Genomic DNA, 23304 nt, shown 5'->3' with positions numbered 1-23304 from the left:
TTATTTCGCTCCCGGAAAGACGCCGTCGAACAGATCGCCGGAATCGTCGGCGACATCGCGAATTTCGCGGCGCAGCGTCGGATCGTAGCCGTGGCTCGTGGTGTCATTGTTGTGCGAGGCAAACAGCGTCGAATCATCCACCGTGAACGCATCCTTCCAGCGGAGGCTCCTGATCGTATCGAGATCGTCGGAATCCCTGAACTTGTAGACGCGGTCGGCTGTCGCGGTGACGAGCTGCGGCTTCTCATTGGCGAGGTCGCCGACCATGTCTCCGAAGTCGCGGCCGTCGCTCTTCAAGGTATTTTGGACATCGTCCCAGACAAAGGTGCGCTGCGGGTCGCCATCGCCTTCATGTGATGGTGTGCGCGAGCAGTTGATGGCGTCGCCCCCGGGCACTGCCGGCAGAGCCGGGATCGGGACGACATTCGAGAAATCCGACGTGCAGTCCAACCCATTTGCTTCGGCGAAGGCGGCGTTGCGCATCGCAAGCATGGTTCCGACCTTCTTGGTGGAAATCTTGTTCGCGTGGATGACGAAAATCACGATCAGCAAGATAACAGGCGCGGCGAGCACGAATTCGATCGAGGCCAGACCGCGCCTGTCGCGGTGCAGCCGCATCAGCAGCCCGCGGACAGCAGGACCGCCCATAGGCTCAGTGTGTGTTGACGGCAGCCCAGGCATTGGCTCCTCCTCGGTCGAAGACGCGGGTCAACCCGGTAAAGCTGTCAGCCGCCGGGCTCTGCTTGATGGTGTTGGAAACCTCACCGATATCGTCGGCAAGCGTGGCGGGCGCAAGCGATGCCAGCCAGTCCTGAGTGTAGAGATCGAAGGCCGTGTAATTGTGGACCCAGCTCTGCGCGAGTGCGTAGGCGGACGGTGTCTTGTCCTTGAAGATGCGGATCTGCAGCCTGGCGCGCGGGGCGCGGGAAACGATCGCCAGCGTCTGGTAGTCGTCGAGCTGCTCGCCTCCAAAAGGCGTGAAGTTGAAGGGGATGCGTCCTTTCAGCCAGTAAGGCTTCGGGAAGGAGATGACGGGCAGGGGAGCACCCGCCACGGAAATCGCGCCACCGGCTGGGCCGCAGACCTGGTTCCAGATCATGTCGAACTTGCGGGTGAAATCGTTCTCGTCCTTCGTCTGGGCATCGGAATAGCGCGGCGGCACGTCGATCGGTAGCTGGAAGGGGTTGGTGATGCCGAAGCCAACGCCGAAGACCTTGTCCGCCAGCCAGAAGCTGACATCGAGCGCTGCTTCCTCCAGCCAGCTCAGATCGCCGGCATATTGCTCGACGATCGCCTTGAACGGAACCTTGCTGAGATAGGCCGGGCCGAAGGCTTCGTAGAAGATGTAGAACTCCACCAGTGCATCGTCGACGCCGCTTTCGTGGTTGACCCAGTCTCGGATATGGCTGCCATCAACTCCGCCTGCCGTTAGCGGGCCCTTGCCGTTGGGGAACCCACGATTGGCAAACTCGCCGCGCATCAGAAACGGGTCCTGTCCCTGGGTGCCGTTGGCCATCGCAAGGCACATTTCAGCATAGGCCGAGGCGGGATTGATGCCGTCACGATCGACCGGCAGGTTACCGCCGGCGCCCTCTCCGGCGTCGTTGCAGGACTCACACGGCGGATGAAAGACGACGTGATCCGACTTGTTCAAGCGCACCAGATGCAGGGCTTCGTTGCTGACGCGCTGCGGAAAGCTTTCGACGAGGTAGTCGTTCAGATCGTTCATCGCATCGATGATGTCGCTGGACTTCTCGATGAGGCCCAAAGGATTGTATTTGACTTGCGCCGCCACCGTATATCCGATCGCTTTGGCCGCTTCCAACGCCCGGAACCCCTGGAACGCCAGGCAAGCCCCATAGATGATGCCACCGACGATCGGGACTTTTTGCCAGCCGGGGCAATATGGCATTGGCGGAAGCGGAGGCAGCAGGGACGCCGGCCCGAAGCCTTCCGTGAACGAATATTCGGCGAGTTTCGCCAGAATGACACCCGAGCGCAGGGCAAGTTCCGCCGTCGTCAGCTGAAAGGCGACCGACGTCGCCATGACAACGGTTGCCTGCGACGAGGCAACATTGTTCATCGCCATGATGTTGAGATAGCGCGCCTCCCAGTCGGCATGGACGAGAGCGGCGGCATCGGCCGTGTCCTGGGTGCGCTGCTTGTCGTAGATCATCTGTCCCGTATTCAGGATCCAGACGATCATCAGGGCAAGCGCGATCGTCATATAGAGGATGATCGGCGACAGGAAGCCGCGTTCGTCGCGGTGCAGGCGCTTGATGAGGGCCGGTGTCATAGCAGGTTCACCTCCGCCGTCGAGATCGTATAGTAGCGGCCGTCCTTCCTCTGACCGCGGGCAAAAACCCAGCCGGCATATTCGAGCAGCAGGAAGCGCGCTTCCACCTTGGCGGTGACCGGCACATGCGGCGAGCGGTTGATGGCGGCATAGAGCGCCATCGGCGCGCGGTCGACGGTCACCGTGACGTTCTGCGGATCGAACATGTAGCGGGCCTGGTTGCGCATCGCCCGCCAGTTCTTCGAAAGGCCCGAGGCATCGGCAAGGCTTTTCAGCGCCTCTTCCGGCGGCTGGCAGGCGCCGACGCATTTCAGCTGGTCGTAGGGTGCGGCCGGGATCAGCGCCAGGCGGGCGGCAAGATCGGCCTTGCCGGCGGCGGCATCGTTATCGCAGGTCTTGACGTCGATGATGCTCCGGATGGTGATCGGCAGGGGCGGGCAGAAATAGACGCGGGCGCTGCGCGCCGCCGCATAGGCGGCATAGTGGGTGAAGAGGTGGTTCTTGGCCAGGATCGTGAACTGGAAGACCACGAACATGAAGAAGACGAAGACCGGTGTCACAAGAACGAAATCCATCATCGTCGTGCTGCCGGAGGTATCGCCGTGCAGCTCCGATATCCGGCGCCGGCGGGCGGAAAGCCGCGGCAGCAGCAGCATCGAGGCAAGCAGCATCATGGCGATCGCAAAGGTACCGAAGAGCGCGCCGTGATCCTCTGGGATCCAGAAGGTCCGTGAGTGCAGGATCGAACTCCAGAAGGCGCCGTCGAAGATGGGGCGTTCGAGTTCCGCGCGCATTGCCGTTACCTCACGAGTGAAAGAGGGGTGAAATCAGGCATGGAAAGGCACCAGAGAAGTCCGAGAGCAGCGGCAACGCCGAAGCGCACGGTATGATGTGTCTCGCGCGGCTTCAGCACGGAAGCGGCGTCGCGGAAACCGGCGGGCAGGAGAAGCGCAAACAGTCCGACCGTTCGCGCCAGCACGCTCCACTGAACACGCCGCGCCATGGAGAAAACGGCAATCACGCCGCCGACCATGAGCGATGCAAGGGTGACGTCGATGGCGGGCCAGAGGCCGAGAATGGCGCCGAGCGCCGCCATCAGCTTGACGTCGCCGCCGCCGCAGCTTCCGGCTGCGAAGGCGATGAGAAAGATCAGGCCGGCTGCAAGGAGGCCTGCGAAGGCAAGCCCTGTTCCTGCGAGACCGCCGCTGACTGCCGCCAACATGAACCCGGCAAGCAGGCAGGGATAGGTGACGGCGTTCGGGATATGACCGTGGCGATGGTCGAGCACCGCCGCGGTCATGGTGCAGGCGACGGCAAGAGCCGCCGCCGCAGGCATCAGGGTCAGATCATAGGTCGTATCCATGATCCCGACCCGCTTATTGACCCGGCTCAGGAATTCTCTCGGCATCCGAGAGCGCCGTGTTCTTTTCATTGAACCATTCGCCGATCTGCTTACCGAATGCGAGCAGAAGCAGCATCAGCGGAATGACGATCAGGGCGACGGCCAGGACGATCTGGGCCATGTCGCCACGCTCGTCCTTGTGAAGTGCAATTGCGAGAGTCTTGAGTTTACCAAACATGTGATTACTCCTCATTCCCAGGTTTGTTTCGGTTCGAAGCCCTGATGAAGATGAACCAAGCATACGCCATCGATCCGAACGAGCATGTTGCTCGATCCAACGATATTTTCTGCTTCAGCTTATCTTCCCCGGCTGCCAACGTTTGTTGAACAACACCATTAAGACCCAAGAGTGCGCCCAAGGCCAGCCCTCCGTCAAGCAAACGAAACGAAGGGTTCCAATTGTCTTGGAGGCATCGCCGGCACAATCGCAGTTGACGTCATATTTTTTCAACTAACCGCTTGAACGGGCTAAGATTTTAGCTGCGTGGCCGAAGTTTTTGCCAACCTGGCGAGGCCTCGTCTACTGCTCCATAATTGGTCAATTCTTTCAAAGCGATAGAAGAAACAGCATATGGCGATCATAATGACTGCCTCCGCGGGGCCCGGCCATGGCGTTGTTTGGCGATCTGGATTAAGCTTTCGGAAAATGGCGGATGTCGCCCGCCAGTCGATCCGGAGAGAGAACGATGGAAACGATGAGCAGCATCTTAATACTTGGATTGGTCCTCATTCCACTGATGATGTTCTTTCCGACCGCGGTCCAGATGATGGCGACACTGTTCGGCATGAGCACGGTCCTGGTCGGGATGCCGCTCTGATGAAGGCCGTTTCCGACGACGCTGCCGAACAGGCAACCTTCCAGGTCCTGACCCGGGCGCTGGACAAGCTGCTCGGGCCGATCCGTTTTCTCCTCGACGATCCGAGCGTGTCCGAAATCCTGATCAACGGGACATCCGACATCTTCGTCGAAAGGCGAGGCAAGCTCGAACGCGCCGATACGCGTTTTGCCAGTCGCGAAGATCTGGAATCGGCCGCGCGCAGCATCGCGCAATTCTCAGGCAAGCGACTGACCCCCGAGGAGCCGAGCATCGAGGCGCGCCTGCCGGATGGTTCGCGCGTGCAGATGATCCAGCCGCCGGCCGCCCGCACCGGGCTCTGCATCTCCATTCGCCGCTTCCTGAAAGAACATCGCAGCATCCGCGACCTCGTCACCCAGGGCAGCCTGACGGAGGAATCGCTGTCGCTGCTGCAGGCGGCCGTCGGGCTGCAGAAGAACGTCATCATCTCCGGCGGCACCGGCACCGGCAAGACGACGATGCTGAACGCGCTGTCGGAAGCCTTTGCCGACCACGAGCGCGTCATCGTCATCGAGGACACGTCCGAACTGCAGATCCGCAAGGAACACGTGGTCTATCTCGAAGTGACCAAGCCCGACCGTTTCGGTCGCGGCGGCGCCAGCATCCGCGACCTGTTCCGCTCGTCGCTGCGCATGCGGCCCGACCGGATCATCGTCGGCGAGTGCCGCGGCGGCGAGGCGCTCGATATGATCCAGGCGATGACATCAGGCCACAGCGGCAGCCTTTCGACGGTGCACGCGAACACCCCCTATGACTCCCTACACCGGCTGGAAACGCTGGCGCTGATGTCTGATATCGACATGCCGCTTCGGCCCCTGCGCGCCCAGATCGCCTCGGCGGTCGATGTCGTCGTGCAGATCGCCCGCTTCAAGCGCACCGGCCGGCGCCGCGTGATCGAGATTTCCGAGATCAAGGGCCTGAACAATGACGGCCAGTATATCGTCGAAAGCATCTACAAGCTCGAGGGCGACGGTCATTCCAATCCCGACGGCGCACTGCTGTGGACGGGTGTCGTGCCGAGCTTCGCCGCCGATGCGCTGGAAGAGCTGCAAGGTGCGGAGCGCCCCGAATGGGTCGGAGCCGCCGCGCTGCATACAGCTTAATAACGATCCCAGACCCTCCTCTGTTAGACGCCGTCCTTTTCCGCGCTCGCCGCCATATGCGCGAGATCGTCCCAGAGGCTTTCGGCAAAACTGCGCAGGACCGTGAGTTCGAAGCTGTCATCGCCGGTGCGGACGATCTGCACGGAGAGATGACCGACCATCGTCAGCACAGAATGGCCTTCCGGAAAGACGGAAGGATCGAGATCGACGGCTGTGCCTCGTGACAGAAGTGCGCGCGAAGAACGGCCGGAAACGCCGATACGCACGCGGCCGTGGCTCTGGTCCATGACGAAGGACCTTCCCGCAAGCGCTGCCGCGAGAGCATGGAGGCTGGCGGGCACGAGCGGCTCGTCACCGGCGACGAACCATTGCCGGAAACCCGCCTGGCGGATCGAACTTTTCGCAAAGCCCGCTTTCACCAATTCCGCGGTGAGCGCTGATGGTTCGATTGCGCCGAGCACATGCAGGAGATGGCCCTCCGGCAAGGCTTCAAGCCGAAGGCCCGCCCCTGAGATGCCGTTATAAACCATGCCGGCCAGAACCGGTTTGTGTTGCGGAAGATCACGCATGGAGCTTCTCGTTTTCGGGATCGATGAAGACGGGATGGCAGAGCACCGCATCGGTGAATTCGTTGCGCAGGCCGTTCCAGACCGTCACCCTTTCACCGATGCGTTCCGGCCCACGCCGGACGAGCGCCAGGCCGATCGTATGGCCGAGTGTCGGCGAAAAGGCACTTGAGGTGACGTAGCCCTGGTCGTTTTCGAGCGTCGCCGCAACGCCGTCGGCAAGAATATGCGAGCCGGTGCGGAAGCCGCTTGCCGGATTAAGCGGCTTGACGCCGACGAGGCGCGGCCGCTCGGGATCCTGCAGCCCTTGGCGCGCCAGCATTGCCTTTCCGATGAAGTCCGGCTTGGTTGATGAGACCATGCGGCCGAAACCGAGATCGCCAGGCGTCACCGTACCGTTGATCTCTGCATGGGTGACATGACCCTTCTCGATGCGCATGACGCCGAGCGCTTCGGCGCCATAGGCGCAGATGCCGTGCTTCTCCCCTGATACCATGATCGCATCGGCAACGCCTTCGCCGTAACCGGCCGGTACTGCCAGCTCGTAGGCGAGTTCGCCGGAGAAGGAGATCCGGAAGAGCCGGCCTTCGAGGCGGCCGCCGAAGAGGGTGACCTTGCGGGCACTCATGAAGGGGAAAGCCGCATCCGACAGGTCCTCGTCGACGATCTCCTGAAGAATGGGGCGCGACTTCGGCCCGGCAACGGCCATTTGCGCCCATTGATCGGTCGAGGAGGCGAAGCAGACGTCGAGCTCCGGCCACAGCGTCTGGGCGCAGAATTCCAGATGGGTCAGCACGCCGGCTGCAAGCGCCGTCGTCGTCGTCATGAAGAAATGGTTGTCACTGAACCGGCTGGTAGTGCCGTCATCATAGATGAAGCCATCCTCACGCAGCATGATGCCGTAACGCGCCTTGCCCACAGCAAGCTTGGCGAAGCCGTTGCAATAGATGCGATCGAGGAAGATCGCGGCATCCTTGCCAAAGATTTCGATCTTGCCGAGGGTCGAGACGTCGCAGAGGCCGGCGTTCTTCCTGATGTTCAGCACCTCGCGGTCGACGCTTTCGCGCCATGTCGTCTCGCCGGCGCGCGGGAACCAGGAGGAGCGATACCAAAGGCCGGTTTCGACGAAGACCGCGCCGTTCTTCTCGGCCCAGCCATGCAACGGCGATTTGCGGGCCGGCTGGAAATGTTTGCCGCGCGATGCCCCGGTCAAGGCGCCGAAGGAAACCGGTGTATAGAAGGGCCGGAAGGTCGTCGTTCCCACTTCGGCGGGCGACACGCGGCGCGCCTCGGCAAGGATGCCGATGGCGTTGATGTTGGAAAGCTTGCCCTGGTCGGTCGCCATGCCTGATGTGGTGTAACGTTTGGCGAGCTCGACATGGCCGTAGCCTTCGCGGACGGCGAGGCCCAGATCCTTGAGATGCACGTCGTTCTGATAATCGACGAAAGCCTTGCCCTTCGAACCCTTCACCGACCAGAGCGGCTTTGCCTGTGCGGCCGTCTCGGAAGCGGCGGCAAAGGCCGGCTCTGCCGCTGCGAAACCGATCGCCTTCAACGCGGCAGCTGCCTTTTCCGCGCCATCGCCGAGGCAGGTCGCGGTTTGCGCCATGCCGGCGGCCGAGCCGGCAACGGCAAGGCCTTCCTGCTGGACAGGCGCCAGAAACGTCGAGGCCTCGTGCGACCATTGCGGTTTTGCACCGCGATGGCAGGCAAGATGAATGATCGGGCTCCAGCCGCCCGACATGGCAAGCGCATCCGCTTCGATCCGGCGGGTGCCGTCTGCGGTCTTGATGGTGACGCCGCGCAGGCGCTCGCCGCCAAATGCATCGATGACCCTGGCGCCCTCCAGCACTTCGGCGCGGCCCTGCCAACTCCCACCTCCATCCCCGCGGCTGTCGACGATCGCCGCGACCGTGAGGCCGGCGGCCTCGAGATCGGCGGCGGTGCGATATCCGGCATCGTTGGTGGTGAAGATGACAGTGCTTCTGCCGGGCGCGACCGCTTGTCGAGTGAGATAGCTGCGCATCGCGCCTGCCATCATCACACCGGGAATATCGTTGCCGCCGAAGACGAGCGGACGCTCCTCGGCGCCGGTCGCAAGGATCGCCTGGCGGGCGACGATGCGCCACAATCGTTCGACCGGGCGTTCCGGATCGGGCATCGCCACATGCTTCTGCACCCGTTCGACGGCGCCGAAGACATTGTCGTCGTACCAGCCGAACACCGTCATGCGCGGCAGACGCCGCACATTCGGAAGTCCCTCCAGTTCGGCAAGCAACTCACCGAGAAGCGCGCCCGCCGGCTGGCCGTCGATGGTGCCGCTGTCGGAAAGCAGACTGCCGCCCAGGTCGGATCCCTCGTCGGCGAGGATGACGCGCGCCCCGGCACGGCCGGCGGTCAACGCTGCGGCAAGACCGGTCGGGCCGGCGCCGATCACCAGCAGATCGCAATGCGCCCAGCATTTCTCGTAGGAATCGGGATCAGCCTCATAGGATGCTCTGCCGAGGCCTGCCGCCTTGCGGATCACCGGCTCGTAGAGCTTTTCCCAGAGGGCCGCCGGCCACATGAAGGTCTTGTAGTAGAAACCGGCGCTGAGGAAGGGCGCCAGCAGCCCGTTGACCGCGCCGACATCGAAGCCGAGCGAAGGCCAGCGATTCTGGCTCCTTGCCGTCAGCCCCTGGTAAAGCTCGATCATCGTCGCGCGTGTATTCGGCTCGGTGCGCCCGCCGTTGCCTGTCGTCACCAGCGCGTTCGGTTCGGCAGCCCCCGCCGTCAGGATGCCGCGCGGGCGATGATATTTGAAGCTGCGGCCGACGAGCTGGACGCCGTTGGCAAGCAGCGCCGAGGCGAGTGTGTCGCCCGGATGGCCTTCGAGCGGCCTGCCGTCAAAGGTGAAACCGAGCGAAGTCGTGCGGTCGATGCGGCCGCCGGAGGAAAGACGGAAGCTCGTCATGCCGGTTCTCCGCCGAGCTTGGAAAGGGCGGCGTCCCTGACGCCGTGGACCGCATGGGTGACGGTATCACGTTCGACGATCAGCCAGCGCCGGCATCCGGAGGAATGGTGCCAGTATTCACTGTGCCGGCCGCGCGGATTGTCGCGCAGATAGACATAATCGAACCAGGCATCCGCACCGGCATCCGGCGCCGGCCTGATAAGGCCCGCATCGCCGCGGATCGAAAATTCCTCCTTCGGTCGGGCGCCGCAATGGGGACAGGAAATCAGGCTTGCCATCGTCAAATGTCCTCAGTGCAGGTTGGGCTGGGCGCCGACGCCCTTTTCGTCGATCGGATAGCCGCGCGCGAAGCGGTCGAGCCGGAAGGCGCGGGCGGTCTGATGCGGCGTATTGCGGGCGATCAGATGGGCGTAGCAGAAGCCGGAGGCCGGCGTGGCCTTGAAGCCGCCGTAACACCAGCCGGCGTTGAGATAGAGATTGTCGATATGGGTGCGGTCGATGATCGGCGAGCCGTCCATGCTCATATCCATGACGCCGCCCCAGGAGCGCAGATAACGCACGCGCGACAGCGACGGGATCAGCGCCAGCCCGGCTTCCGCGACGTGCTCGACCGAAGCGAGATTGCCGCGCTGGGCATAGGAATTGTAGCCGTCAATATCGCCGCCGAAGACCAGGCCGCCCTTGTCAGACTGGGACGCGTAGAAATGCCCGGCGCCAAAGGTGACGACCGTGTCGATAAACGGCTTCAGTCCTTCGGAAACGAAGGCCTGCAGCACATGGCTTTCGATCGGCAGCCGCAGGCCGGCCATATCGGCGACGACGGTGGAATTGCCGGCGGCCGCCAGCGCCAGCTTGCCGCAGCCGATGAACCCCTTGCTGGTCTCGACGCCGGTCACCTGACCGTTTTCGCTGCGGATGCCGGTCACCTCGCACTGGGTAATGATGTCGACACCGCGGCTGTCTGCGCCGCGCGCATAACCCCAGGCGACCGCATCATGGCGCACCGTGCCGCCGCGCGGCTGGAACAGGCCGCCCATGATGGGGAAACGGGCATTGTCGAAGTCGAGGAAGGGCAATTTCTTGCGCACCGCCTGCCGGTCGAGAAGCTCGGCGTCGACGCCGTGCAGCCGCATGGCGTTGCCGCGGCGCGTATAAGCGTCGCGCTGGGCGTCGGAATGGAAGAGGTTGAGCACGCCGCGCTGCGAGACCATGGCGTTGAAGTTGAAGTCCTGCTCCAGCCCTTCCCAGAGCTTCATCGACAGCTCGTAGAAGGGATTATTGCCCGGCAACAGGTAGTTCGAGCGGATGATCGTCGTGTTCCTGCCGATATTGCCGGAGCCGAGATAGCCCTTTTCGAGGACGGCGACATTGGTGACGCCGAATTCCTTGGCAAGATAATAGGCGGTGGCAAGACCATGGCCGCCGCCACCGACGATGATGACGTCGTAATGCGGCTTCGGCGCCGGGTCGCGCCAGGCAGGCAACCAGCTTTTGTTGCCGCGAAGGCCGTTGAGGAAAATCGAAAGAGCGGAATAGCGCATGGGTCACCCCGGAAAGAACAGCTGCATGATGCCAGAAAGGGGAGGGCGGACTTGCACTAAAGGGACATGATTGGCTAAGAAAGAGACATGTCCTCGCTTGATAGCAGAAATGTGCAGACGATCGGCTTTATCCTCATCCCGGGATTTGCGCTGATGTCCTATGCCTCGGCGACGGAGCCGCTCAGGGCGGCAAATCTTCTGGCCGGACGTGAGATCTATCGGCTGCAGATCTTCTCACCGGATGGCGCAGCGGCACTCTCCTCCTCGGGCGTCAGCGTCCCCGCCGAACCTCTCCCTGTCAGGGGCTCGGGGCTCGGCACGGCCTTCGTCTGCGCCGGCGGTTTGCCCCGCGACTGGCGCTATCCCGGCGTGCTGTCCTGCTTGAGGCAGCTGTCGCGCGAAGGTGTGAGGATCGGCGGCATCTCGGGCGGTCCCTATCTGATGGCGGCCGCCGGACTGCTTGGCGGTCGCGACTTCACCATCCATTGGGAGCATGCGGCCGCCCTTCTCGAAGCCTTCCCGGATCTCACGCCGCGCCAGGCGCGCTTCCTGATCGACGGCAACCGGATTACCTGTGGCGGCGGCATCGCACCGCTCGACATGATGCATGTGCTGATCGCCGAGCGCATGGGGCCGGATTTCGCCCGCCGCGTCAGCGACTGGTATCTTCATACCGAGGTCAACGAGCCTGCAGCCCCGCAGCGCGCCTCGCTGGCGCAGCGCTATGGCGTCTATCATCCCGGCCTGCTCAGCGTTCTCGAACGGATGGAGGAGACGATCGAGATGCCGCTCGAGCGCGCCGCCATGGCGCGCATTGCCGGCGTCACCACCCGCCATCTCGACCGGCTCTTTTCGGCTCACCTCGGCAGTACCTTCCTCAAGCAGTACCGCAGGATCAGGCTGCAGCATGCCCATCGGCTGCTGAAGCAGAGCCCGCTTTCCGTCTCGGAAATCGCGGTGGCCACCGGCTTTTCCAGCCTGAGCCATTTTTCCCGGATGTTCCGTGCCCTCTACGGCATCGCTCCGCGCGCGGCGCGGCGGGAATAGGTTTTCTTCACGGTTGAGGAATTTTCACTATGGCGATAGGGTTGCCTTGAACAAAAGAGAAGGCGGCAGGGGAAAACCTATGAAATCCAAGCGTGAAGCGGCAGAGCAACCGGAACAGGCGCTTGGCGGACGCGCTCCCTTTTCCCAGGACCCGCACGCCGTTCGCGAGCCGAAGGAAAACAACCTCGAAATGGCGATCGGCCATGAGGTGCGCGCCTACCGCAAGAAACTCGGCATTACCGTGACCGATCTGGCGGCAGCGACCGGCATTTCGCTCGGCATGCTCTCGAAGATCGAGAACGGCAACATCTCGCCGTCGCTGACGACGCTGCAATCGCTGTCGCGGGCGCTCGGCGTGCCGCTGACGGCCTTCTTCCGCCGTTTCGAGGAACCGCGCAACGCCGTCTTCGTCAAGGCAGGCCAGGGCATCGAGCTCGAACGGCGCGGCACGCGCGCCGGCCACCAATATAATCTGCTCGGCCATATCGACAACAATACCAGCGGCGTCATCGTCGAGCCTTACCTCATCACCCTGACGACTGACTCCGACATCTTCCCGACCTTCCAGCACGAGGGGATGGAATTTCTCTATATGCTTGAGGGCGAAGTCGTTTACCGCCACGGCGACCAGCTTTTTCAGATGCAGCCCGGCGATAGCCTGTTCTTCGACGCCGATGCGCCGCATGGGCCGGAGCAACTGGTGAAACTACCGAGCAAATACCTCTCGATCATCAGCTATCCACAGCAGAGCTCGAAAAGCTGACTTGCCTAAAAGGAAAAAATCTTTCTTCCCAGTTGAAAACTCAAAATAGACCTGCTAGTCCTTTTTTCAACACGAACGGAGGTCTGGTCATGTGCGGAATTGTGGGTCTCTTCCTCAAGGATAAAAGTCTCGAACCGGAGCTCGGGGCATTGCTGTCCTCCATGCTGGTGACGATGACGGATCGGGGGCCGGACAGCGCCGGTATTGCGATCTATGGCGACGCCAGCGGCAACAGCGGCAAGATCACCATCCAGTCGTCCAATCCGAAGAAGGATTTCGCCGGCCTCGAGGCCGAGCTCGGCCAGGCGGTTGGCGCATCGGTCGCCGTCCAGGTGAAGAGCACGCATGCCGTCATCACGCTTGCGAGGGACCTGCTCGAAACGGGCAAGGCAGCCGTTTCGGAATTGCGTCCGAACGTTCGCATCATGAGCAGCGGCGACGCCATCGAGATCTATAAGGAAACGGGTCTGCCGAAGGATGTCGTCTCGCGCTTCGCGGTCAATTCAATGGCCGGCACCCACGGCATCGGCCATACCCGCATGGCGACGGAATCAGCCGTCACGACGCTCGGCGCCCATCCTTTCTCCACCGGCTCCGACCAATGCCTGGTGCATAATGGCTCGCTGTCCAACCACAACAATCTCCGCCGCGAACTGAAGCGCGAAGGCATGACCTTCGAAACGGAAAACGACACCGAGGTCGCCGCCGCCTATCTGACGGCCGAGATGGCCAAGGGCAAGAATCTCGGCCAGGCGCTGGAAGGCGCGGTGGATGACCTCGACGGCTTCTTCACCTTCGTCGTCGGCACGAAATCCGGCTTCGGCGTCGTGCGCGATGCGATTGCCTGCAAGCCCGCCGTCATGGCCGAAACGGACCAGTATGTCGCCTTCGGTTCGGAATACCGGGCGCTGGTCAACCTACCCGGCATCGAGAACGCCCGGGTCTGGGAGCCGGAGCCTGCAACGGTTTATTTCTGGGATCACCAGAAGGTCGCTTGACCAGCGCCTCATGCCTATTCTCCAAGGGTTATCGAAACATGCCTGTCATTGATCTTGCCACTACGCCGTTGCGTGAACTCAACAGCGCCCTGCACAACATCCAGAACGGTTCGAACGATCTTTCCTTCGAAGTCGTCAATCCGCGCGGCAGCCATTCGGTTGCCGTCGGCATCGATGCGCCCGTGACGGTCGATGTGAAGGGGTCCGTCGGCTATTACTGCGCCGGGATGAATGATGGCGGGACCGTCACCGTTCACGGTTCGGCAGGTCCGGGCGTTGCGGAAAACATGATGTCTGGAACCGTCGTCATCGAGGGCGATGCCAGCCAGTATGCCGGCGCAACCGGCCGCGGCGGCCTGCTTGTCATCAAGGGCAATGCGGCATCGCGCTGCGGCATCTCGATGAAAGGCATCGACATCGTCGTTCATGGCAATATCGGCCACATGTCCGCCTTCATGGGCCAGTCCGGCCACCTCGTGGTACTCGGCGATGCCGGCGATGCGCTTGGGGATTCGCTCTACGAGGCAAAGCTCTTCGTGCGCGGTTCGGTCAAGAGCCTGGGTGCCGATTGCATCGAAAAGGAGCTGCGTCCCGAGCATCTGACGAAGCTCGCCGAACTTCTCGAAAAGGCGGGCGTGACCGAAGTGAGGCCCGAGGAATTCAAGCGCTACGGCTCCGCCCGCAAGCTGTACAACTTCAAAATCGACAACGCCGACGCGTATTAAGGCGAGGGACCATCATGAGCTATCACAACCCCTATACCCCGCCGCGCAAGTCAGCGACCTTCGACGATTACACGCTGGCGGAAATCCGCCGCGCCGCTGCGACCGGCATTTACGACATTCGTGGCGCCGGCACCAAACGGAAGGTGCCGCATTTCGACGACCTGCTGTTTCTCGGCGCATCGATCTCGCGCTATCCGCTCGAAGGATACCGCGAGAAGTGCGACACGTCGGTCGTCCTCGGCGCGCGCTTTGCCAAAAAGCCCATTCACCTGAAGACGCCGATCACCATTGCCGGCATGAGCTTCGGCGCGCTCTCCGGCAATGCCAAGGAAGCGCTCGGACGCGGCGCGACGATTGCCGGAACCTCCACCACGACAGGCGACGGCGGGATGACCGATGAAGAGCGCGGCCATTCGCAGACGCTGGTCTACCAGTATCTGCCGTCGCGATACGGCATGAATCCCAAAGACCTGCGTCGCGCCGATGCGATCGAGGTGGTTGTCGGTCAAGGCGCAAAACCCGGCGGCGGCGGCATGCTGCTCGGCCAGAAGATCTCCGATCGCGTCGCCAACATGCGCAACCTGCCGAAGGGCATCGACCAGCGCTCGGCCTGCCGCCATCCGGATTGGACGGGCCCCGACGATCTCGAAATCAAGATCCTGGAACTGCGCGAGATCACCGACTGGGAAAAGCCGATCTATGTGAAGGTCGGCGGCGCGCGCCCTTATTACGATACAGCGCTTGCCGTGAAGGCCGGCGCCGACGTGGTGGTGCTCGATGGCATGCAGGGCGGAACCGCGGCAACGCAGGATGTCTTCATCGAGAATGTCGGCATGCCGACGCTCGCCTGCATCCGCCCCGCTGTCCAGGCGCTGCAGGATCTCGGCATGCATCGCAAGGTGCAACTGATCATCTCGGGCGGCATCCGTTCCGGCGCCGACGTGGCCAAGGCACTGGCGCTGGGCGCCGATGCCGTTGCCATCGGCACGGCGGCACTCGTTGCGATCGGCGACAACGATCCGCATTGGGAAGAAGAGTATCAAAAGCTCGGCACGACGGCCGGGGCCTACGACGACTGGCACGAAGGCAAGGACCCGGCTGGCATCACGACGCAGGACCCGGAACTGATGAAGCGGCTTGATCCGGTCGCCGCCGGCCGCCGTCTCGCCAACTATCTGAAGGTCATGACGCTGGAAGCCCAGACCATCGCGCGCGCCTGCGGCAAGAACCACCTGCACAACCTAGAACCGGAAGATCTTTGCGCCCTGACGATGGAGGCCGCCGCCATGGCGCAGATCCCGCTCGCCGGCACAAACTGGTATCCCGGCAAGGGAGGCTACTGATTTCTACCGGCCGGGCAAATGTCCCGGCCGTCTCGCATCCATAAGCAAAGTGTCTCCAAGAAATCCAAAGGGGAACGAAATGACACTGGACCTTGCTGCTTTTGCCAGAGACAAAGGCATCAAATATTTCATGATCAGCTATACTGACCTGTTCGGCGGCCAACGCGCCAAGCTGGTCCCCGCCGAAGCCATCGCCGATATGCAGAAGGATGGCGCCGGCTTCGCGGGCTTCGCAACCTGGCTGGATTTGACGCCTGCCCATCCCGACCTGTTCGCGCTTCCCGATGCTTCCTCCGTCATCCAGCTACCCTGGAAGAAGGACGTCGCATGGGTTGCCGCCGACTGCGTCATGGACGACCAGCCTGTCGAACAGGCACCACGTGTGGTGCTGAAAAGACTGGTCGCTGAAGCTGCGAAAGAAGGGCTCCGGGTAAAAACCGGCGTGGAGCCCGAATTCTTTCTCATCTCCTCGGACGGCTCGGTGATTTCGGACCAGTTCGATACAGCCGAGAAACCCTGCTACGATCAGCAGGCCGTGATGCGTCGGTATGACGTCATCGCCGAGATTTGCGACTACATGCTCGAGCTCGGCTGGAAGCCCTATCAGAACGACCACGAGGACGCGAACGGCCAGTTCGAGATGAACTGGGAATATGACGACGCGCTTCAGACGGCGGACAAGCACTCCTTCTTCAAGTTCATGGTCAAGTCGGTCGCCGAAAAACACGGCCTTCGCGCCACCTTCATGCCGAAGCCCTTCAAAGGCCTGACCGGAAACGGCTGCCATGCCCACATCTCGGTCTGGGACATCGATGGCAAGGTCAACGCCTTCGCGGACAAGGAAATGGCCTTTGGGCTCTCCGCTCAGGGTAAAACCTTCCTCGGCGGCATCATGAAACACGCCTCCGCGCTGGCCGCGATCACCAATCCGACGGTCAATTCCTACAAGCGCATCAACGCGCCGCGCACCACATCGGGCGCCACCTGGGCGCCGAACACGGTCACCTGGACCGGCAACAACCGCACCCACATGGTGCGCGTGCCGGGACCGGGCCGCTTCGAGCTGCGCCTGCCTGATGGTGCGGTCAATCCGTACCTGCTGCAGGCGATCATCATCGCTGCCGGCCTTGACGGCATCCGCAGCCAAGCCGATCCCGGCCGCCACTACGATATCGACATGTATGCCGAGGGGTACCTGGTGAAGGATGCGCCGCGCCTGCCACTCAATCTGCTCGACGCGCTGCGCGCTTATGATGCCGACGAGGGCTTGAAGCAGGCGATCGGGGCCGAGTTTTCCGCCGCCTATCTCAAGCTCAAGCATCAGGAGTGGAACGCTTACTGCTCGCATTTCACCCAGTGGGAACGCGACAGTACGCTCGACATCTGAGTGGACCTTCTGAAGACACGCTCATCACGCCGGAGCGGACAGGCTCCGGCGTCATCTAGCCCTCTGCGCTTGGGATAGCGAAGGAAGCGACAGCATGAAGAGTTTCGTACTCACCGTATCCTGCAAATCGACGCGCGGCATCGTGGCGGCGATTTCGAGCTATCTGGCCGACAAGGGTTGCAACATCATCGACAGCTCGCAGTTCGACGATCTCGATACCGGCAAGTTCTTCATGCGCGTCAGCTTCATTTCGGAAGAGGGGCTTTCGGGCACCGATATCGACATCGGTTTTGCCGCCGTCGCCGCTCCCTTCGAAATGGATTACGATTTTCATGACAGCGAAAAGCGCATGAAGGTGCTGCTGATGGTGTCGCGCTTCGGCCATTGCCTGAACGACCTGCTCTACCGCTGGAAGATCGGCGCCCTGCCGATCGATATCGTCGGCGTCGTCTCCAACCATTTCGATTACCAGAAGGTCGTGGTCAACCACGACATCCCCTTCCATCATATTCCGGTCACCAAGGCCAACAAGGTACAGGCCGAGGCCCATATCCTTGATGTGGCCGAGCAGACCGGCACGGAGCTGATCGTGCTGGCGCGCTACATGCAGATCCTGTCGGACGAAATGTGCCAGAAGATGTCTGGCCGGATCATCAACATCCACCATTCTTTCCTGCCGAGCTTCAAGGGCGCCAATCCTTATAAGCAGGCCTATCAACGTGGCGTGAAGCTGATCGGGGCGACGGCGCATTACGTCACCGCCGATCTCGACGAAGGCCCGATCATCGAGCAGGACACGGCGCGCATCACCCATGCGCAGTCGCCCGACGATTACGTCTCGATCGGCCGCGATGTCGAAAGCCAGGTGCTGGCCCGTGCCATCCACGCCCATATCCACCACCGCACCTTCATCAACGGCAACCGCACCGTGGTTTTCCCGGCAAGCCCCGGAAGTTACGCGTCGGAGCGGATGGGCTGAGAGATGATTGGCGTCATCGCACCCATCGCGCCGCAGGACAGATACCGTCAAAGTTTTGGGAAATGCATGCCGGACGGGCTTGCCACGGCGCGAAAGACTTATATAGTCAGGAAATAAATATTCCATAGAGGAAATAAAAGGGAACGGACAATGGCTTTATCATGGCGTTTCTCCGTCTTGGCGGATCGGCATCGTGCTCTGGGATCGAAGCTCGAGGACTGGAGCGGCATGGGCACCGCCTGGACCTACGACAAGGACATGTCGGAAGAACATGTCGCCGTCCGCACCAAGGCCGGCATCATGGATGTCTCGGGCCTGAAGAAGGTGCACCTGGTCGGGCCGCACGCCATCGCCGTGCTCGACTATATTACCAGCCGCGACCTGACGAAGATCTACCCCGGCCGCTCGGTCTATGCGACCATGCTGAACGAGCGCGGCCACTTCACCGACGACTGCATCGTCTATCGCACCGGCCCGAATTCCTGGATGCTGGTGCATGGCTCCGGCTCCGGCCACGAGGAACTCGTCAAGCAGGCGGCCGGCCGCAATTGCGCCGTGCTCTTCGATGACGACCTGCATGACCTGTCGCTGCAGGGGCCGATTGCGGTCGATTATCTCGCCAAATATGTGCCCGGCATCCGCGATCTCAAATATTTCCACCACATGCAGACGACACTGTTCGGCGCGCCGGTGATGATCTCGCGCACCGGCTATACCGGCGAACGCGGCTACGAGATCTTCGTGCGCGGCCAGGACGCCGTCATGGTCTGGGACCGGATCGTCGAGGAAGGCAAGGAGATGGGCATCATCCCCTGCTGCTTCTCGGTTCTCGACATGCTGCGGGTCGAAAGCTACCTGCTCTTCTACCCCTACGACAATTCGCAAATGTATCCCTTCGCCGATCAGCCGCCCGGCGACAGTCTCTGGGAACTCGGCCTCGACTTTACCGTCAGCCCCGGCAAGACGGGTTTCCGTGGCGCCGAGGAACATGACCGCCTCAAAGGCAAGGAACGCTTCAAGATCTTCGGCATGCTGATCAATGCCGACGGACCGGCCGATCTCGGCGACGACGTCTTTGCCGACGGCAAAAAGGTCGGCGTCATTACCTGCCCGAGCTATTCGTCGCTGACGAAGAAATCCATGGCGATTGCCCGCCTGGACGTTGACAAGGCGGTGCATGGGACGAAACTCGAAGTCCGCGGCAAGACAGTGCAGGCAAGCGCCACCGCCCATACACTTCCCTTCGACGATCCGGAGAAGAAAAAGAGGATTGCCGTAGGTTAGGGAGCACGGAAATGCTCGTTGCAGGCATCAAGAGCCGACCAGTCTACACGGGCCTGACCATCCAGCCGCGCGCCCGGCGGCACATTTTCGCGCTCGAAGGGGAGGGCGCCAAGGCTCTGCTCGATCAGCAGCCGGCGCTTGACGAAACGGCGCTTTCCCGCAGCGAGATCCTCTATGTCGCCCGCGGCTCGCAAGGCACCGGCCTGGACGAGGCGCTGGCCCGCCTCGGCGCCGACATGTTCTTCACGGCGCCGACGATCGCCACGCTGCTCTTCCGATTGAAGGGGTCGCTCGCCACCGCCCATATGGGCACGCGGCTTTATCTGTCGGGCACGGAAGGCTTCATCGGCCAGGCAATGCTGGTGGCGCTCGATTACGGCATGGACCATGCCTCCGTCATCACCGAGCATCGCGGTTCGCTCGCCCGGCGTGTGCAATGCGTCCATTGCAAGGGCATCACCGACGACGTCACCACCAGCCCTTTCACTTGTAGCCATTGCGGGCTGCCGCTTCTGGTGCGCGACCATTATTCGCGCCGGCTCGCCGCCTTCCAGGGCGTCAATATCGATGCGGAAGAACCGGGCAGCGCGCCTGACCCGGAGGAGTTGTTCCTTTGAGCGGTGGTACTGAAATTCCTGTCCGCGTGACGCGGATCACGCCGATCGCCGAGCGCGTCAAGCGCTTCCGTTTCGAGCGCCTTGACTGCAAGCCAATGCCTTATTTCTCCGGCGGCGCCCACGTCATCGTTTTGATGAACGATGGCGGCCATATGCGCCGCAATGCCTATTCGCTGATGTCGCCGCCGCATGATTGCGCAGCCTATGAAATCAGCGTGCTGCACGTCGAGGATTCGCGCGGCGGCTCCACCTTCATGCATGAGAAGCTCAGCGAAGGCGACGAGCTCAAGGTCAGTTATCCCGTCAACCTCTTCCAGCCGGACTGGCGCGGGCGCAAGCACCTTCTGATCGCCGGCGGCATCGGCATTACCCCCTTCATCGCGATGATGGAGCAGTTTTCCCGCGAAGGCGCCAATTTCGAGCTGCATTATGCCATCCGTACGCGCGACCGCGGCGCCTATTGGCGGGAACTCACCGAGCGCTATGGCGGACATCGCATCAAGATCTATTGCGATGCCGAAGGCGACGCCATGCCCCTGACGAGCCTGCTCGGCACCCAGCCGCTCGGCACGCATCTTTATGTCTGCGGCCCATCCGGGATGATCGACGGCGTGCTGAAGGCGGGACTGGACGCCGGCTGGCCGGAACAGAACCTGCACTCGGAACGGTTCCTGTCGTCGCTGCCCGGCAAGCCCTTCGCGATCGATCTGCTGCGGTCCGGCAAGACCGTGAAGGTCGGCCATCACGAGAGCATGCTGGAAGCAATCGAGGCGGCGGGTGTCGACGCGCCCTTCCTCTGTCGCGGCGGCGCCTGCGGTCAATGCGAGACCGGGGTCGTCACCTGCGACGGCAAACTGCTGCACCATGACGTATATCTGACGAACGAAGAAAAAGCATCCGGCCGCAAGGTGATGATCTGCGTTTCCCGCTTCGAGGGAAACACGCTGCATCTTGATCTCTAGCGGCATCGGAAGCGGAACAAGGAGACCGGACATGGCAATCGTCTTCAAGCAGGAAACCTTCCGGAACGATTTCAGCTATCGGAACAGCCCCGAGAACATTCGGCGTTTCCCGTTTCCCTTCGACCGCGACGAATACATGTATTCCGTCAATATGGAGCCGCATGTGCACGGCCGGGCGGGAACCGTCTACGAAAGCCTGATCGATGTCGACGAGCATTACGTCGCCGAGATGCACGACCGGGCGCTGGTCCTGAAGGAAGATCCGCTACGCTATCAGGCCCTGCCGCACATGATGAGCGCGCAATGGGATACGCTCGAACTTTTGATGGAAGAGCAGGCGGCGGGTTATCCCGATCATTTCACGCTGATCCGCAACGGCGACCAGTGGCGCTGGATCAACCGCCCGCTCGGCATCGACGACAGCTTCACCTTTGGCGATGCCTCGACGCTGCCCTATGAGCCCTTCGAATATATCACCCGCCAGGCCCAGGGCGATTTCTGCATCGTCGACCAACGCGACGGCAATCTCTGGATGGACGCCGGCATGGTGACGACGCAGGCCGACTGGTCGCTCGATTTCGATATCGGCATGAATTTCATGGAATGGCACGGGCCGGTGCCGCTCGCCCACCAGATCGGCGTCTTCGACCGGGCGCTGAAATTCCTGTTGAACCTGCAGCAGGGCAAGCCGACACGGCGCTTCAACTGGACGATGACGATCAATCCGCGGCTCGACACCAGCCCGGAGAATTATCACAAATGGGGTCCTGACCGCACCACGGTGACGCCGGAAAATGTCGGCGAGAAGGTGCATCTGCGCGTCGAAGTGCAGAGCCTGTGGCGCCTGCCGCGCTCGAACGCCATCCTTTTCGTCATCCGCTGCTACCTGATGAACATGGAAGAGCTCGTCACCGTGCCGAAATGGGCGCGCCGCTTCCCGCGTGTGCTGAAGACGCTGCCACCCGAGCTCATCGACTACAAGGGCCTCACCCGCTTCCGCGAGACGACGATCGAGTGGCTTTCCAAATATGACGACGGGGCGCCGACCAGCCCCGGCATCTATCCGGACTGACACGCAGGACAATGCGATATAATCAAGAGGGGAATGCTTCATGACAAGAGTAGCCGTCATCGGTGCCGGGCCTTCCGGGTTGGCGCAGCTGCGCGCCTTTCAATCGGCCGCGCAGAAGGGCGCCGAGATCCCGGAGATCGTCTGCTTCGAAAAGCAGTCGGACTGGGGCGGGCTCTGGAACTATACCTGGCGCACCGGGCTCGACGAATATGGCGAGCCGGTCCACGGCAGCATGTATCGTTACCTCTGGTCGAACGGACCGAAGGAATGCCTCGAATTTGCCGATTATTCCTTCGAGGAGCATTTCGGCAAGCCGATCGCTTCCTATCCGCCGCGCGCCGTGCTCTGGGATTATATCAAGGGCCGCGTCGAGAAGGCGAATGTTCGCCACTGGGTGCGCTTCAGCACGCCGGTTCGCATGGTCCGCTTCGACGATCAGACGAAGAAATTCACGGTGACGGCGCATAACCGCGTCGAGGACCGGATGTATGAGGAGGAGTTCGACTATGTCGTCGTGGCATCGGGTCACTTCTCGACGCCGAACGTGCCCTATTTCGAGGGCGTGAGGACGTTCAACGGCCGCGTGCTGCACGCCCACGACTTCCGCGACGCGTTGGAGTTCAAGGGCAAAGACATCCTGCTCGTCGGCCGCAGCTATTCGGCCGAGGACATCGGCTCACAATGCTGGAAATACGGCGCGAAATCGGTGACCACGAGCTACCGTTCGAAGCCGATGGGCTTCAAATGGCCGGAGAATTTCGAGGAGCGGCCGCTGCTGGTGAAGCTCGAAAACCGCACGGCGCATTTCCTCGACGGCTCGACCAAAGAGGTCGATGCGGTGATCCTCTGCACCGGCTACCAGCACCATTTCCCCTTCCTGCCCGACGATCTCCGACTGAAGACGGCCAACCGCCTCTGGGCCGACAGCCTCTACAAGGGCGTGATCTTCGACAAGAACCAGCAGCTTTTCTATATCGGCATGCAGGATCAGTTCTACACCTTCAACATGTTCGACGTGCAGGCCTGGTGGGCGCGTGACGTGATGATGGGCCGCATCGCCCTGCCGCCGGAAGAGGAGCTGAAGGCCAATTTCGACATGTGGCGCGCCCGCGAGGAGACGCTCGAAGATGCCGAGCAGATGATCTGGTATCAGGGCGACTATGTGAAGGAACTGCTCGCCGAAACCGATTATCCCTCCTTCGACATCGAGGGGACCAACCAGACTTTCATGGAGTGGGAACATCACAAGGCCCATAACATCATGGGCTTCCGCGACCATGCCTACCGATCGCTGATGACCGGCAACCTGTCGCCGACGCACCACACGCCCTGGGTCGAGGCGCTCGACGATTCCATGGAGGAATATCTACGCAACTGATGAGGCGGGCCTGCATTGCCGGAGGAGGGTG

Annotated in this window: 23 protein-coding genes; 14 read left to right on the top strand and 9 right to left on the bottom strand. The window is 61.9% G+C overall.

Translation table 11 applies throughout. The features are described 5' to 3' along the window. From N2A41_RS31390 to N2A41_RS31370, 5 genes are read right to left on the bottom strand one after another with little or no spacing between them, the layout of a single operon-like run. Positions 1-681, bottom strand: a complete 681-nt coding sequence (locus tag N2A41_RS31390) for a TadE/TadG family type IV pilus assembly protein (protein WP_260111875.1) — start codon at positions 679-681, stop codon at positions 1-3. After that, positions 653-2296, bottom strand: coding sequence for a TadE/TadG family type IV pilus assembly protein (locus N2A41_RS31385; protein WP_162115118.1), 1644 nt, complete (start codon positions 2294-2296; stop codon positions 653-655). Before N2A41_RS31385 ends, N2A41_RS31390 begins: the two co-directional genes overlap by 29 nt. Further along, the gene (locus N2A41_RS31380) at positions 2293-3090 is read right to left on the bottom strand and encodes a TadE/TadG family type IV pilus assembly protein (RefSeq protein ID WP_162115117.1); all 798 of its coding nucleotides are present in this window, start codon (positions 3088-3090) and stop codon (positions 2293-2295) included. The genes N2A41_RS31385 and N2A41_RS31380 overlap by 4 nt, the downstream gene beginning before the upstream one ends. Before the next feature lie 5 nt (positions 3091-3095). Beyond that, a complete protein-coding gene (locus N2A41_RS31375; protein WP_162115116.1) occupies positions 3096-3659 on the bottom strand; it encodes an A24 family peptidase in 564 nt (187 codons plus the stop codon). Positions 3660-3672: 13 nt separating this feature from the next. Then, complete coding sequence (locus N2A41_RS31370) at positions 3673-3876, bottom strand: hypothetical protein (RefSeq protein ID WP_018246152.1); 204 nt, start codon at positions 3874-3876, stop codon at positions 3673-3675. A gap of 517 nt (positions 3877-4393) precedes the next feature. Between N2A41_RS31370 and N2A41_RS31365 the strand changes: the two genes are divergently transcribed. Both N2A41_RS31365 and N2A41_RS31360 read left to right on the top strand, forming a co-directional pair. Continuing rightward, positions 4394-4516 carry a hypothetical protein gene (locus tag N2A41_RS31365; protein WP_260060310.1) on the top strand — a complete coding sequence of 41 codons (123 nt, stop codon included), beginning with the start codon at positions 4394-4396 and terminating at the stop codon, positions 4514-4516. After that, the gene (locus tag N2A41_RS31360) at positions 4516-5658 is read left to right on the top strand and encodes a CpaF family protein (RefSeq protein ID WP_032985809.1); all 1143 of its coding nucleotides are present in this window, start codon (positions 4516-4518) and stop codon (positions 5656-5658) included. Before N2A41_RS31365 ends, N2A41_RS31360 begins: the two co-directional genes overlap by 1 nt. A gap of 23 nt (positions 5659-5681) precedes the next feature. Here N2A41_RS31360 and N2A41_RS31355 read toward each other — a convergent pair whose 3' ends face one another. The 4 genes from N2A41_RS31355 to N2A41_RS31340 are packed head-to-tail and all read right to left on the bottom strand — an operon-like array spanning position 5682 to position 10718. Further along, complete coding sequence (locus tag N2A41_RS31355; protein WP_162115115.1) at positions 5682-6227, bottom strand: sarcosine oxidase subunit gamma; 546 nt, start codon at positions 6225-6227, stop codon at positions 5682-5684. After that, positions 6220-9177 carry a sarcosine oxidase subunit alpha family protein gene (locus tag N2A41_RS31350; protein ID WP_260111874.1) on the bottom strand — a complete coding sequence of 986 codons (2958 nt, stop codon included), beginning with the start codon at positions 9175-9177 and terminating at the stop codon, positions 6220-6222. Before N2A41_RS31350 ends, N2A41_RS31355 begins: the two co-directional genes overlap by 8 nt. After that, positions 9174-9455: a sarcosine oxidase subunit delta gene (locus N2A41_RS31345; protein ID WP_162115113.1), complete on the bottom strand. Its 282-nt coding sequence runs from the start codon at positions 9453-9455 to the stop codon at positions 9174-9176. Before N2A41_RS31345 ends, N2A41_RS31350 begins: the two co-directional genes overlap by 4 nt. A 12-nt stretch (positions 9456-9467) precedes the next feature. Then, positions 9468-10718 (bottom strand): sarcosine oxidase subunit beta family protein, encoded by a 1251-nt coding sequence (locus N2A41_RS31340; protein ID WP_260111873.1) that lies wholly within the window; start codon positions 10716-10718, stop codon positions 9468-9470. An 87-nt stretch (positions 10719-10805) separates the two neighbouring features. Here N2A41_RS31340 and N2A41_RS31335 point away from each other — a divergent pair, with 87 nt between their 5' ends. The 12 genes from N2A41_RS31335 (at position 10806) to N2A41_RS31280 (ending at position 23273) form a co-directional block, all read left to right on the top strand. After that, on the top strand, positions 10806-11765 hold the full coding sequence (locus tag N2A41_RS31335) for a GlxA family transcriptional regulator (RefSeq protein ID WP_260111872.1): 960 nt from the start codon (positions 10806-10808) through the stop codon (positions 11763-11765). 79 nt (positions 11766-11844) lie between these two features. Then, positions 11845-12528, top strand: a complete 684-nt coding sequence (locus tag N2A41_RS31330; RefSeq protein ID WP_162115110.1) for a helix-turn-helix domain-containing protein — start codon at positions 11845-11847, stop codon at positions 12526-12528. Positions 12529-12617: 89 nt separating this feature from the next. Further along, positions 12618-13526 (top strand): class II glutamine amidotransferase, encoded by a 909-nt coding sequence (locus N2A41_RS31325; RefSeq protein ID WP_170278951.1) that lies wholly within the window; start codon positions 12618-12620, stop codon positions 13524-13526. 38 nt (positions 13527-13564) lie between these two features. Continuing rightward, complete coding sequence (locus N2A41_RS31320) at positions 13565-14251, top strand: GXGXG domain-containing protein (protein WP_260111871.1); 687 nt, start codon at positions 13565-13567, stop codon at positions 14249-14251. Positions 14252-14265: 14 nt separating this feature from the next. Further along, entirely contained in the window at positions 14266-15594 is a 1329-nt protein-coding gene (locus N2A41_RS31315) for an FMN-binding glutamate synthase family protein (RefSeq protein ID WP_027690125.1), read from the top strand. A gap of 79 nt (positions 15595-15673) precedes the next feature. Next, positions 15674-16981: a type III glutamate--ammonia ligase gene (gene glnT / locus N2A41_RS31310; RefSeq protein ID WP_017968480.1), complete on the top strand. Its 1308-nt coding sequence runs from the start codon at positions 15674-15676 to the stop codon at positions 16979-16981. A gap of 94 nt (positions 16982-17075) precedes the next feature. Continuing rightward, positions 17076-17960: a formyltetrahydrofolate deformylase gene (gene purU / locus N2A41_RS31305; protein ID WP_222385307.1), complete on the top strand. Its 885-nt coding sequence runs from the start codon at positions 17076-17078 to the stop codon at positions 17958-17960. Between the two features lie 150 nt (positions 17961-18110). After that, on the top strand, positions 18111-19244 hold the full coding sequence (locus N2A41_RS31300) for an aminomethyltransferase family protein (protein ID WP_222385306.1): 1134 nt from the start codon (positions 18111-18113) through the stop codon (positions 19242-19244). Between the two features lie 11 nt (positions 19245-19255). Then, positions 19256-19861 carry a dimethylamine monooxygenase subunit DmmA family protein gene (locus tag N2A41_RS31295; RefSeq protein WP_017968477.1) on the top strand — a complete coding sequence of 202 codons (606 nt, stop codon included), beginning with the start codon at positions 19256-19258 and terminating at the stop codon, positions 19859-19861. Then, complete coding sequence (locus tag N2A41_RS31290; RefSeq protein ID WP_222385305.1) at positions 19858-20823, top strand: PDR/VanB family oxidoreductase; 966 nt, start codon at positions 19858-19860, stop codon at positions 20821-20823. Before N2A41_RS31295 ends, N2A41_RS31290 begins: the two co-directional genes overlap by 4 nt. 31 nt (positions 20824-20854) lie before the next feature. Then, positions 20855-21895 carry a heme-dependent oxidative N-demethylase family protein gene (locus tag N2A41_RS31285; protein WP_170261551.1) on the top strand — a complete coding sequence of 347 codons (1041 nt, stop codon included), beginning with the start codon at positions 20855-20857 and terminating at the stop codon, positions 21893-21895. Positions 21896-21935: 40 nt separating this feature from the next. Next, on the top strand, positions 21936-23273 hold the full coding sequence (locus N2A41_RS31280; RefSeq protein ID WP_222385304.1) for an NAD(P)-binding domain-containing protein: 1338 nt from the start codon (positions 21936-21938) through the stop codon (positions 23271-23273). Positions 23274-23304: the final 31 nt, after the last annotated feature.

Source organism: Rhizobium sp. SRDI969, assembly GCF_025152725.1.
Classification (GTDB): Bacteria; Pseudomonadota; Alphaproteobacteria; order Rhizobiales; family Rhizobiaceae; genus Rhizobium; species Rhizobium leguminosarum_I.
Note: the sequence above shows the minus strand (reverse complement) of the source record. Positions and strands in the feature narration are given on the sequence as shown.